The 12,323-nt window shown below is 65.7% G+C and carries 13 protein-coding genes and 1 pseudogene; 7 read left to right on the top strand and 7 right to left on the bottom strand.

All coding sequences use genetic code 11. The features are described from left to right. Positions 1 to 40 precede the first annotated feature (40 nt). From ACYVD0_RS18900 to ACYVD0_RS18910, 3 genes are all read left to right on the top strand, one after another. Positions 41 to 937, top strand: a complete 897-nt coding sequence (locus tag ACYVD0_RS18900; RefSeq protein WP_460428236.1) for a LysR family transcriptional regulator — start codon at positions 41 to 43, stop codon at positions 935 to 937. A 249-nt stretch (positions 938 to 1,186) separates the two neighbouring features. Continuing rightward, a complete protein-coding gene (locus ACYVD0_RS18905) occupies positions 1,187 to 1,672 on the top strand; it encodes a GNAT family N-acetyltransferase (RefSeq protein WP_460428237.1) in 486 nt (161 codons plus the stop codon). 33 nt (positions 1,673 to 1,705) lie between these two features. Further along, complete coding sequence (locus tag ACYVD0_RS18910; RefSeq protein ID WP_460428238.1) at positions 1,706 to 2,035, top strand: DHCW motif cupin fold protein; 330 nt, start codon at positions 1,706 to 1,708, stop codon at positions 2,033 to 2,035. Positions 2,036 to 2,215: 180 nt separating this feature from the next. On the opposite strand, the gene ACYVD0_RS18915 is transcribed toward ACYVD0_RS18910, so the two are convergent. The 7 genes and pseudogenes from ACYVD0_RS18915 to ACYVD0_RS18945 form a co-directional block, all read right to left on the bottom strand. Beyond that, the gene (locus tag ACYVD0_RS18915; protein WP_460428239.1) at positions 2,216 to 2,785 is read right to left on the bottom strand and encodes a thioredoxin family protein; all 570 of its coding nucleotides are present in this window, start codon (positions 2,783 to 2,785) and stop codon (positions 2,216 to 2,218) included. A 2-nt stretch (positions 2,786 to 2,787) separates the two neighbouring features. Then, entirely contained in the window at positions 2,788 to 3,492 is a 705-nt protein-coding gene (locus tag ACYVD0_RS18920) for a cytochrome c biogenesis CcdA family protein (protein WP_460428240.1), read from the bottom strand. A gap of 136 nt (positions 3,493 to 3,628) precedes the next feature. Then, a pseudogene (locus ACYVD0_RS18925) lies at positions 3,629 to 4,043 on the bottom strand (organic hydroperoxide resistance protein). A gap of 41 nt (positions 4,044 to 4,084) precedes the next feature. Then, complete coding sequence (locus ACYVD0_RS18930) at positions 4,085 to 4,591, bottom strand: cytochrome P460 family protein (protein WP_460428241.1); 507 nt, start codon at positions 4,589 to 4,591, stop codon at positions 4,085 to 4,087. Positions 4,592 to 4,607: 16 nt separating this feature from the next. Then, complete coding sequence (locus ACYVD0_RS18935; RefSeq protein WP_460428242.1) at positions 4,608 to 5,633, bottom strand: alpha/beta hydrolase; 1,026 nt, start codon at positions 5,631 to 5,633, stop codon at positions 4,608 to 4,610. 40 nt (positions 5,634 to 5,673) lie between these two features. Continuing rightward, positions 5,674 to 7,029 (bottom strand): epoxide hydrolase family protein, encoded by a 1,356-nt coding sequence (locus ACYVD0_RS18940; RefSeq protein ID WP_460428243.1) that lies wholly within the window; start codon positions 7,027 to 7,029, stop codon positions 5,674 to 5,676. A gap of 68 nt (positions 7,030 to 7,097) precedes the next feature. Further along, positions 7,098 to 7,838 carry an SDR family NAD(P)-dependent oxidoreductase gene (locus tag ACYVD0_RS18945; protein ID WP_460428244.1) on the bottom strand — a complete coding sequence of 247 codons (741 nt, stop codon included), beginning with the start codon at positions 7,836 to 7,838 and terminating at the stop codon, positions 7,098 to 7,100. 275 nt (positions 7,839 to 8,113) lie between these two features. On the opposite strand from ACYVD0_RS18945, the gene ACYVD0_RS18950 reads away from it, so the two are divergent. The 4 genes from ACYVD0_RS18950 (at position 8,114) to ACYVD0_RS18965 (ending at position 12,259) form a co-directional block, all read left to right on the top strand. After that, on the top strand, positions 8,114 to 8,911 hold the full coding sequence (locus ACYVD0_RS18950; RefSeq protein ID WP_460428245.1) for an alpha/beta fold hydrolase: 798 nt from the start codon (positions 8,114 to 8,116) through the stop codon (positions 8,909 to 8,911). Between the two features lie 120 nt (positions 8,912 to 9,031). Next, positions 9,032 to 9,775: a response regulator transcription factor family protein gene (locus tag ACYVD0_RS18955; RefSeq protein WP_460428246.1), complete on the top strand. Its 744-nt coding sequence runs from the start codon at positions 9,032 to 9,034 to the stop codon at positions 9,773 to 9,775. Then, entirely contained in the window at positions 9,772 to 11,100 is a 1,329-nt protein-coding gene (locus tag ACYVD0_RS18960; RefSeq protein WP_460428247.1) for a HAMP domain-containing sensor histidine kinase, read from the top strand. The genes ACYVD0_RS18955 and ACYVD0_RS18960 overlap by 4 nt, the downstream gene beginning before the upstream one ends. Before the next feature lie 208 nt (positions 11,101 to 11,308). Next, positions 11,309 to 12,259 (top strand): ATP-binding cassette domain-containing protein, encoded by a 951-nt coding sequence (locus tag ACYVD0_RS18965; protein WP_460428248.1) that lies wholly within the window; start codon positions 11,309 to 11,311, stop codon positions 12,257 to 12,259. Positions 12,260 to 12,323: the final 64 nt, after the last annotated feature.

Consider the following 12,323-nt stretch of genomic DNA (forward strand, 5'->3'; position numbering starts at 1 on the left):
ATAATCATCGGCTACTTAGTCTCGTTACCAGGAGTGTTGAATGATGGATCGCCTGACGAGCATGGGGGCGTTTGTGATGGCGGCGGAATCCGGCTCCTATGCCAGCGCCGCCGAGCGATTGGGCCTGTCGCCGCAGATGGTGGCCAAGCATGTTGCCGCGCTTGAGCAGCGGCTAGGTGCGCGGCTACTGAACCGTACCACCCGACGCCAGAGCCTGACTGAGTTGGGCAGCGCTTACTACGAACGCTGTAAGCACATTTTGAGCGAGGCTCAGGCTGCCGACTCCCTTGCGCAGATCATGAACGACACCCCGCGCGGCAAACTGAAAATCAGCGCTCCCGTAACGTTCGGCTCCTATAGCCTCATGCCCTTTGTGACGGAGTTTTTGCGTCAACATCCGGAGGTCGAAATCGATCTGCATTTGACCGATCGCTTCGTCGATCTGGTGGAGGAGGGTTATGAAGTGACTTTCAGGATTGGTCCATTGGCCGCGTCCAGTTTGACTGCCAGGCCGTTGGCGCCTTATCGATTGGTAGCCTGTGCGGCACCGAGCTATCTGACCGACCGCGGAGTACCGCAAATACCGGGTGATCTGAAGAACCATGAGTGTCTGGGGTATGCCTATTGGTCCCGGCCGGCCGACCGCGAATGGGTATTCTGCAAAGGCTCCGCAGTTGAACGGGTACAAGTCTTCAGTCGATTGCAGGTCAACGAGAGCAAAGCACTGCTGTCGGCAGCGCTGGACGGGTTCGGGATTGTCCTTGGACCTGAGGACTTTCTTGAGCCCGCGTTGCGCGGCGGCGAGTTAGTTCGACTGCTAGCTGATTACGAAGCACCGAGCCGACAAATGCATTTGCTCTACACGGCCAATCGTCAGAAAACAGCCAAACTCCGACGATTTATCGATGCTGCACTCGCCCGCTTTGGTGCTCCTTGAGCAGGCTTTTGAGTTGTCTCAGCCGCATTGACCTGTGATTGATCTCAGTCGCAGACTACTGCTTCATTGACCGGCTGCTTTGGCCGCTTGTTGCCTAACACGACCGGCAGGTTTTGGGCGACTCAGGCACGTCATGCTCGGCAGAAGTCGCCCCAAAGCGGACATTGTTGAGGCAGATTTTATCGGCCCTTTACATGGCACAAGAGGGATTGGTTATAGTCAGCATCCATGCCAGTGAAGGGATTCACAATGACGCTCGACCACCGACCGGCCACCTCTGCCGATGTCCCAACACTATGCACATTTCCTCAGACAGCTGAAGAGCTGTTCTTCATGTTTCCGAAGGCGGAATACCCACTCACCGAGCCTCAACTATTAGTAGCGATTAGCCAACGATTTGAATGCACGGTGGTGACGGACGATCAGGCTGTTATTGCTTTTGCAAACTTCTATCGAGCCGAGCGCCAAGGAGTCTGCTGCATCGGGAATGTCATTGTCGCACCGAGCGCTAGGGGTCGTGGTGTAGCAACCTACCTCGTGAAAACTATGATGGGGATTGCACATCAACGATATGAATCATCGGAGGTGCAAATATCCTGTTTTAATCACAATACAGCAGGTCTCCTTTTGTATCGAAAACTCGGATTCGAGCCTTTCGAAATTGAAGCGCGAACTTCTTCTGTACAGGATAGGGTGGCCTTGGTGCATATGCGCCGGGTCCAGCTCTTATATTGATATGCGAAGACGCAGTAGATAAGTGAAGGTGCCATGGAAATTACAGAAATACCATTTGGAGTGACCGACTGGTCAAAAATTAAAGCGACGGAACACTTTGGCGAAACCGGAACTGCTTATTGGCGAACTTGCCAGTTTGGCTCAATTCGTGTTCGTATGGTTGAGTACACTCCAGGCTATCTCGCAGATCACTGGTGCTCAAAAGGCCATATACTTCTCTGTTTGGAAGGCGAACTACACACTGAGCTAGCAGATGGTCGCAGATTTACCCTCACGCCTGGCATGAGCTATCAAGTGGCTGACTGCGCAGAGCCTCATCGCTCGTTTACATCAGTTGGCGCCAAGCTTTTTGTGGTTGATTGAAGGCTGTGTCTAACATACGGTTAAAGTCGCTCGCTTGGTTCACTGGGACGAGCTAAAGCAGCTCCTTAATCTAACTTTGAGTTCCTGCTTTCTAAAAGTATCGTTGTCCGCTTCTGGCCGGACTGAGCCAGACACCACACCGGCACAGAGCGACCCAAGGCGGACATCACTTGAGCGGTCTTATCGTTTCTGAGCCGAATCGCTACGTCCGCGGGCCAGCAGCTGTCCGATCTTGGCCTCGGTAGTCTCGTAGTCGCCTTCACCGAAATGCTGGTAGACAATCCGGCCTTCCTGATCGATCAGGTACAACGCCGGCCAGTACCGGTTGCCGTACGCATTCCAGGTCCGATAGTCGTTGTCCTGTGCCACAGGGTAAGTGATTCCGAAGCGTTTGACTGCCGCCTGCAGGTTGGACAGCTGCTTCTCGTAGCCGTATTCGGGCGTATGCACGCCTACGACGACCAGACCTTGGTCGTGGTACTTCGCGTGCCACTGTTTGACGTGGGGCATGACGCGGACGCAGTTGATGCAGGAGTAGGTCCAGAACTCCACCAACACCACCTTGCCGCGCAATTGGCTCATCGTCAGTGGCGGGCTGTTGAGCCAGCGGCCGATGCCCTGGAACTCCGGTGCGACCGGCGCCGGCGACGCATGCGTGGGCTCGACGGGGTCGGCGGGCAGGTCCGGGGAGCAGGCGGCCGTGAACAGGCAGGCGGCCAGCAGCGTGAAGGCGAGTTTGATCGGGTTCATGGTCAGAGTCCTTGCGAGATGGAGGGGAGCCACTGCGTGGCCCAGGCCGATACGAGCACGTCGTACTGGAGCAGTTGGAGCACGGCGACGCCGACCGCCAACGCGCCGAAGACTCGCCGCAACAACGCCGCTCGCCGCTGCAGGAACGACAACCGCGCGGTGACCCAGGCGCCGCCGTAGGCGACCAGCAGCATCGGAATGCCGGCGCCTGCCGCGTACAGGCCGAGCAATGCGGTCGCCTTGCCAGGCGCTTGCGCGCTGGCGGCCAGCGACAGCACCGAAGCCAGCACCGGACCCGCGCACGGCGTCCACGCCAGGCCCAGCGATGCGCCGACGAGTGCGGCGCCCACCAGGCCGCCCACAGGCCGCCGAACAGGAACGGCCTTCGCGTGTGCGGCGCGCCATCGATGCCACTGGCGCACCAGGGCGTCGAACAGCGCCGGCCAGAAGCAGCTGAGGCCGGCCATCAGCAGCACGACGATCGATGCGGTGCGGATGGCGCCCTGCAACGCACCGGACGACGCAGACAGCGCGCCGATCAACAGGCCGCTTGCCGCGAACGTGGCCGCGAAGCCCGCGATCACCATCAGCGGCCGGTTTCGCCCGCCGCCGGCGCTGGTGGCGAGCACGATCGGCAGCACGGGCAGGATGCAGGGGGAGAGGATGGTGGCCATGCCGGCGGCGATGGCCAGTGCGTACTCGATCATGGTCTTGCCTGCAGTGCGGTGGAGTGGAGGTCATTCCACCGCGCGCATGTACCAGGACTGTGTGCCGGCACCCAGGGTCTTGTAAGCGCAACCGTGCGGATGCGGGAATGGCGACACTTCGTTACAAAGCGGGGCATCACGCCACACGGATCTGCACGTCAATGTTGCCGCGCGTGGCCTTGGAGTACGGGCAGGTGCGATGCGCCTCGTCGACCAGCGCCAGCGCCTGCTCCGGCGAAAGGTTTGGCAGTGATACGTTCAGGCGCGCCTGCAACTGGTAGCCGTCGCCGACCATGCCCAGATCGACCTCCGCATCGATGGCCGCATCCTTGGGAAAAGGAATCTGCAGCTTGCGTGCGGCCAGCCCCATCGCGCCCTCGAAACAGGTCGACCAGCCGGCGGCGAACAATTGTTCCGGGTTGGAGCCTGGTCGGCCGCTGCCCGGCGGCGACAGGGCGATGTCGAGCTGGCCGTCGTCGCTGCGCGCGGCCTTCGCGGCCGCCGACGGTGTGGCTCTTGCCGGTGTAGAGGATCTTGTCGAGAGCAGTCACGGGAGTTTCCTTCTGTAGGTCGTGGGAGAGAGGCCAGGCGCTCACGGCGCCAGGCGGGTGAACACGTAGTCGCGGTCTTTCACGCGTCCGGCATGGCAGGCATGGCAGGTGCGGTGCTGCGCCTCGTCGACGGGCTGGCCGTCGATGAAGCGTCCGTAGCCCCAGCCGCCGGTGGCGGCGTAGCGCTTGGAATCCTTGACCATCACCTGCACGGTGGTGGCGTCGCCGGGGATGGACGCCGGCGCGAAATCGGGAGACGGCACATGCTTCCAGGCGCGCTTGACCAGCACCGTGCCGTCGGGGAAGGGGCGGATGCCGTCGCGGTAGGCGCGCATCGCCACCGCATTGCCGACGACGACGCGCAGTTCGTCCAGCGGTGCCGCCTCTTGTGCCGGCGCGATCAGCGGCCAGTCCTGATAGTCGGCAGGCAACTTGACGCCGTAGAGCGGTGCGGCTGGCCGCCAGTCCTCGTCGTCACGGGCGGCGAAAAAGGCCAACCCCAGGGCGGCGGCTGCCGATGCCAGCACGATGTAGCGAATGCGGTTCATGGCCGAGCTTCCTCCATCAGAGCCGCGTGGCGTCGACGACCGCCTGGACGAACTCGCGCGGCGCCTCCTGCGGCGGGTTGTGGCCGATGCCGCCGTGGAAGGCGCGGTGCTCGTACTTGCCGGTGAACTTGCCGGCATAGCTTTCCGGCGACGGATGCGGCGCGCCGTTGGCGTCGCCCTCGATGGTGATCGTCGGCACCGCGATCACCGGGGCCTGCGCCAGGCGCTGTTCGAGCGCGGCGTATCGGGGCTCGCCTTCGGCCAGGCCGAGTCGCCAGCGGTAGTTGTGCACGACGATGGCGACGTGGTCGGGGTTGTCCAGCGCGGCCGCGCTGCGGTCGAAGGTGGCGTCGTCGAACTTCCAGGTCGGCGAAGCCAGCCGCCAGATCTGCTTGGCGAAATCGTGCGTGTACTGCGTGTAGCCGGCACGACCGCGCTCGGTGGCGAAGTAGTACTGGTACCACCATTGCAACTCGGCCGCCGGCGGCAAGGGCTTCCTGCCGGCTTCCTGGCTGCCGATGAGATAGCCGCTGACGGACACCAGCGCCTTCACCCGCTCGGGCCACAGCGCGGCGACGATGGCCGCGGAGCGCGCACCCCAGTCGTAGCCGGCGAGCGTGGCGCGTTCGATCTTCAGGGCGTCCATCAGGGCGACGACGTCCGCGGCCAGCGCCGCCGGTTCGCCGTTGCGCGGCGTGTCGGCCGAGCGGAAGCGCGTGCTGCCGTAGCCGCGCAGGTGCGGCACGATGACGCGATAGCCTCGGGCTGCCAGCAGCGGCGCCACTTCGGCATAGCTGTTGATGTCGTATGGCCAGCCGTGCAGCAGGATGACAGCCTCGCCCTTCGCCGGACCCAGTTCGGCATAGCCGACGCTGAGATCGCCGGCGTCGATCCGCTTGTTCGCTACCAGCGGCGCGTGGTCGGTGGACGCGCTGGGCGTGGTCATGGGCTGTGCGGCACCGGCGACGCCGGCCAGCGCGAACTGCGCGGCCAACAGCCAGGGCGCCAGGCGGGCGACGGTACGACGGGCATGTGCTTGCATCGACGTTCTCCTCGGTCGTGTGGTTGAGGCGTAAGCGGGATCACAGCGCCCGGCGCAACGGCCCGAAGGCGGCGCGCAACTCGGCACTGAACAGTTGTGGCTGTTCCCAGGCGGCGAAGTGGCCGCCCTTGTCGGCCTCGTTGAAGTAGTACAGGGTGGGATAGGCGCGTTCGGTCCAGCTGCGCGGCGCGCGGTAAATCTCGTCGGGGAATACGGACACCGCCACCGGTACGGAGATCAGCGCGGTCTTCTGCGCGGCGGCGCTGAAGTTGTTGTTGTTGTTTTCCCAGTAGAAGCGGCCGGCCGAGGTGGCGGTGCCGGTGAGCCAGTACAGGCTGATGTCGTCCAGGATGGCGTCGCGGCCCAGCACGCGCTCCGGTACGCCGTCGCTGTCGGTCCACTGCGCGATCTTGTCGTACATCCAGGCGGCCAGGCCGAGTGGCGAATCGTTCAGCGCGTAGCCGATCGTCTGGGGACGCGTGACCATCATGGCGCCGTAGGCGGCATTGCGGCCGAAGAAGCGGCTCAGCGACTCGAAGGCGTCGTGCTCGGCCGGCGCCAGTCCGGCGGGCGCGGGGGCTCCGCTGTTGATCGCATCCACCAGCTCGCCCGGCACGGTCGCCGGCATGGTCAGGTGGATGCCCAGCAGGCCGGACGGCGCCTGCCGGCCCATCGCGTCGGAGATGACCGAGCCGTGATCGCCGCCATGCGACACGTAGCGGTCGTAGCCTAGTCGCTGCATGAGCACGTGCCAGGCGCGACCGACGCGGTCCGGCCCCCAACCCAGCTCGGTCGGGATGCCGGAGAAGCCATAGCCGGGAATCGACGGGATGACGACGTCGAACGCATCCTCGGCGCGGCCGCCATGCGCCGTGGGGTCGGTCAGCGGGCCGATGGCGCCCACGAACTCCAGGATCGAACCGGGCCAGCCGTGAGTGAGGATCACCGGCAGCGCGTTGCGATGCCGCGAGCGGACGTGGATGAAATGGATGTCCACGCCGTCGATCGTGGTAACGAACTGCGGAAGCGCGTTGAGTCCTGCTTCCAGGCGGCGCCAGTCGTAGCCGTTGCCCCAGTAGTCGGCCAGGGCCTTGAGCCGGGCCAGCTGCAGGCCTTGCGCTTCGTCCGCGACGAGTTCGCGGTCGGGCCAGCGCGCGGCCTGGATACGCCGCCGCAGCTCGGCCAGGTCGCGTTCCGGCACGTGGATCCGGAAGGGGCGGATCGCGTCGCCGCCGCTGCCGGTCTCACGTTCGCCGGTGAAGGCGCGTACTAGGGCGGTGGACGCGCGTGCGGGCAGCATGGCCGACAGGCCGGCACTGGCGGCGGCCAGGGCGGTCGCGCCGAGCAGGCGCCGGCGACCCTGGTTGAAGCGGTCTTGCGAAGCGGATGTGGACATCGTGTTCTCCTTGGGCGCAGCGTGCCGCACCGGATCGGAAGGGATCGGAAGACGTGCAGGGGACGGCGTCACACCACCCAGCCGCCATCGAGGGTCAGGCTGGCGCCGGTCATGTAGCCGGCCTCGTCGCCGGCCAGGTAGGCCACCAGCGCGGCGACTTCTTCGGGACGGCCGACGCGCTTCATCGGGCTGCGCGCGACCAGCATGTCGAGGAGATCGGCGGTGATGTCGGTCTCGATCGGGCCGGGCTGCACGTTGTTGATCGTGATCCGGCGCGGCGCCAGGTCCAGCGCCAGCTCGCGCACCAGCGTGGCCACCGCCGACTTGGTCATCGCATAGACGCTGCTGCCGACGATGCCGCCGCGCACGGCGGCGTTGCTGCCGATGGTGACGATGCGTCCGCCGTCCTGCATGCGGGCCACCGCCGCCTGGATCGCCAGGAACACCCCGCGCACGTTCACCGCGAGCATCTTGTCGAGCGTTTCCAGCGGGAATTCGTCGAGCGGGCTGCCACGATAGAGGCCGGCGTTGACCACGGCCACGTGCAGCGGGCCGAAGGCATCGGCGGTCTGTCCGACGGCCGAGGCGATCGCGCCGGCGTCGGCGCTGTCGGCCTGGATCGCCAGCGCCCGGCCGCCTTCGGCCTGGATCGCGGCGACGACGTCGGCGGCCTTGTCCGGACGCGATACATAGGTGAGGGCGACGGCGTGGCCTTCGCGGGCCAGCCGACGGGCGACGGCGGCGCCGATGCCGCGGGAACCGCCAAAGACCAGGGCGGCATTCTTGGGGCTTGAGGATTCGGTATGCATGGCATTCCTTCGAGGACGCATGCCGACGGGGTGTCGGCGACGGCGTCATTGCACGCCGCGGGCGTATCCGCCGTGTGTCGCCGACCGCGGCGATTTGTCAGCGAGCGGCAGGAAAGCCGCTGCGGATACAGACGCTTACAAACGGGGCCCTTTTGTATCGGAACGTACGCCCGGCGGACGCGGATGCGATCGGATACGAAGCCAGCCGTGCGGCGACAACAGGCCGATACATCGCGCCGGTGCAATGGGGCTCCACCCGACAAGGAGCTCCTCCCATGCTGCGTTCTTCCTTCCTGACCATGCTGATCGCCTTCGCCTCGCTGCCCGCGGCGGCCGACGCGCACGATTCCCGCATCAGCCCAGACGCCCCGACGGTCGTCCTGGTGCATGGCGCCTTCGCCGATGCCTCCAGCTGGGACAAGGTGATCGCACGCCTCCATAAGCGTGGCGTCCCGGTCGTCGCCGTGGACAACCCGCTGACCTCGCTCGAGGACGATGTCGCGGCCACGAAGCGCGCTATCGCCGCGGTACCGGGGAAGGTCGTGCTGGTGGGCCATTCCTGGGGCGGCACGGTCATCACTGAGGCCGGTAACGATCCCAAGGTGAAGGCGCTGGTGTACGTGGCCGCATTCGCACCCGACGTGGGACAGACATCGGCGCAGCAGGGCGAGCATTTCCCGGTCGCACCGGGCCTGCAACGGCTGCAGGAACACGATGGCTTCCTGTCTCTTTCGCAGGGCACCATCGCCTCCGACTTCGCGCAAGACCTGCAGCCGAGCGCGGCACGAGAGGTCTACGCACGACAGCTGCCGTTGAAGGCGAGCGCGCTGTCCGAACCCGTGACAACGGCCGCATGGCGATCGCGGCCCAGCTGGTACGTGGTCTCGCGCAAGGACCGCATGCTGTCTCCCCAGCTCCAGGTGGCCACGGCGCAGCGCATCGGTGCCGAGCTGCGCTCGGTAGGCGCCAGCCATGCCTCGCCGCTGTCGGCACCGCGCGACGTCAGCGATGCCATCCTGGAAGCCAGCGGCCTGAAGCCGGTCGACCATCCGTCTCCGTCGGCCGGTGGTTGATGGCGAACTCCCCGTGTGCGCGCCGGCTTTTCCCGAGAACTCGCAAACGGATAACAGCGAGCGCTAACATCCTGTGTATCGGCCGGACTGCACCCGCAGTCCGCATGCCCGGAGATGAAGATGACGTCCCATGTAGACCACATCCTGATCGTCGACGACGACCGCGATATCCGTCAGATGGTCGGGGACTATCTGCGCCGGAACGGCCTCCGTGTCCGCCTCGCCGCGGATGGCCGGGAGATGCGCGCGGCGTTGGACACCAGCGACATCGATCTCATCGTGCTGGATGTGATGATGCCCGGAGAGGATGGCCTGACCCTGTGTCGCAACCTGCGCGCGGGCAAGCATCGCGCCGTGCCGGTGGTCATGCTGACCGCCCGTGACGACCAGACCGACCGGATCATCGGCCTGGAGATGGGCGCGGACGATTACGTCATCAAGCCATTTTCCTCGCGCGAGTTGCTGGCGCGCATCAACGCGGTGATCCGGCGCGCGCGCATGCTGCCGCCCAACTTGCAGGTGAGCGAGGCCGCGCGCCTGCTCGGTTTCGGCCACTGGAAGCTCGACACCAGCGCGCGCCACCTGCTGGACGAGAGCGGCATCGCCTATCCCCTAAGCGGCGCCGAGTTCCGGCTGCTGCGCGTGTTCGTCGACCATCCGCAGCGCGTGCTCAGCCGCGACCAGCTGCTCAACCTCACCCAGGGACGGGATGCGGAGGTGTTCGACCGCTCCATCGACCTGTTGGTCAGCCGCCTGCGCCAGCGCCTGGGCGATGGCGCGCGCGAGCAGACCTACATCAAGACCGTGCGCAGCGAGGGCTATGTATTCTGCCAGCCGGTCGTGCTGATCGGGGACGAAGCGTGAGCGCGGATGCGCCAAGCCCGGTGCCGCGCCTTCTGCCACGGACGCTCGGCGCGCGTGTTCTGCTGATCCTGGCGGCTGGCCTGCTGCTGGCGCACGGGTTGTCGTTCGCGCTGCTGTTCTACGAGCGCGCCGTGGCCACGCGCTCGATGATGCTGACGAACCTGGAGCAGGACATCCCGCTGAGCATCGCCTTGCTCGAACGCCTGCGGCCGGAAGAACGCATGCAGTGGCTGTCCCAGCTGGAACGCCGCACCTATCGGTATCTCCTACGCCCCGCCAGGCCGGGCACGCTGCTGCCCAGCGATCGTTCTCGGCAGGTGACGGCACTGATCGACGACTCCTTGCGGCATCGTTATGCGCTGCGGCCACGCGCCGTCTCCACCTCGCCCGAGCGTTACGAGGTGGAGCTGACGCTGGCCGACGGGCAACCGGTCACCATCGAGGTGACGCCTTCGCTGTTGCCGATCGCGCGGTGGCTTCCCTGGGTACTGGCGGCCCAGATCGCCTTGCTGCTGGCATGCGCCTGGCTGGCGGTCCGCCTTGCCACGCGACCGTTGGTGCGACTGGCCGAAGCCGCCGAACGGTTGGATCCGGCGCAGGCAGGCGAACCTTTGCCGCAGGACGGCCCGGTCGAGGTGGCGAAAGCCGCGCGCGCGCTCAACGCGCTGCAGCAGCGCGTGTCGGCCCATGTCGCCGAGCGCATGCAGATCCTGGCCGCGATCTCGCACGACCTGCAAACGCCCATCACCCGCATGCGGCTGCGCCTGGAGGCCATGGACGAGAGCCCCGCCCAGGCGCGCCTGCTGGACGACGTCGGCCATATCAGCCAGCTGGTGCGCGAGGGCGTGAACTACGCCCGCAGCGCCAATGTGGCGATTGGGCCGTCGGCACGCCTCGATCTGCAGGCCTTCCTCGACAGCGTGGTGGGCGACTACCAGGACATGGGCAAGTCCGTGCAGCGCGTCGAGGGCGATACCGCTTCCCTGCTGACCCATCCGCAGGTGCTGCGCCGCATCGTGCAGAACCTCATCGACAACGCGCTGGCCTACGCGGGCAGTGCCGAAACGATGGTCCGAGTGGATGCCGAAGGCCGCGTGTGTATCGACGTGCTGGACCGCGGCCCCGGCATTCCCGATGATCAGCTGGAGGCGGTGCTGCAACCGTTCCGGCGACTGGAGTCTTCGCGTAGCCGTTCCAGCGGCGGCACTGGCCTGGGGCTGGCCATCGCCCAGCAACTCACGCAGGCTCTCGACGGGCGTCTGCGCTTGAGCAATCGCGAGGGCGGCGGCCTGCGGGCGACGGTCGTGCTGGGCGCGAGGGCATAGGCCACTCGATCATTCATTCCGTAGCGCGGAACCATCTGTTACGATCCTGCCCTTCTTTCTTCCTGGCCGAGATCTCCGGACGTGTGAGCAAGGCGTTCCCCCCGTAGAACTTAGGACCGGCTCCTGATGCGGCTGAGCGCGCACGGACCGGTAGGTATCCGCACGCGGGCGTCCCATGCCCGGCGCGCGACCGACGGAGGAACCCCGCATGTCCGGAGCTCGCATCAGCGTCTCCCAACTTTCCTTTTCCTGGCCGGACGGAACGCCCGTGCTGTCCGATCTTTCGTTCAACCTGGGCGCGTCGCGCATCGGCCTGGTCGCGCCGAACGGCGCGGGCAAGAGCACATTGCTGAGACTCCTCGCCGGCGAACTTCAGCCTGTGTCCGGGTCGATCCGGTTGCATGGCGCGGTGGGCTATCTGCAGCAGAATCTCGTTCTGGACGAGGATGCGAGCGTGGCCGACGTGCTGGGCGTGGCGACCAAGTTGCGTGCATTGGACGCGATCCTCGCCGGCGAGGCGGATGTGGCCGAATTCGACTTGCTGGACGGCGACTGGAACCTGCGCGAACGCATTGTCGCGGCGTTGGGGCGGCTGGGCATGGGCGAGGTATCGCTGCAACGTCGGCTGGCGACGTTCAGCGGTGGCGAGGCAATGTCGCTGGCACTTGCGGCGAAGCTGCTGCAAGGCCCGGACGTGCTGCTGCTCGACGAGCCGACCAACCATCTCGACCGGGGAGCACGCCGGCGTCTGCGGGATGCGCTCGCGAAATGGCCCGGGTGCGTGCTGGTCGCCAGTCATGACCGGGAGTTGCTGGATGACATGGACCAGATCGCGGAGCTGGAGCCGTCGAGCCTGCGGTTGTATGGCGGCGGATTCGGGTTCTATCGCCAGGCCGTCGAGACCGAACGGCAGGCTGCGGAGCAGCGGGTGCACCATCTGCGCGGCGAAGTGCGTCGCGAGAAACGGGAGATGCAGCAGGCACGCGAGCGCGCCGAGCGGCGTGCCGGCACCGCGTCGCGCAACCTCGCCGATGCCGGTCTGGCGAGGATCGTGGCCGGCAACCGCGAGCGCGCCGCACAGGTCTCGGCAGGCAAGGCCGGGGAAATCCATGCGTGCCGACTAGGGCCTGTTAACACTAACGTAGGGCCTCAGCGATAAGAGCCACAGTGATGAAGGCGGCGTACATGAGGTCAAGCTTGTCGTAGCGCGTGAACACGCGGCG

It is taken from the genome of Azotobacter armeniacus (genome assembly GCF_054779355.1).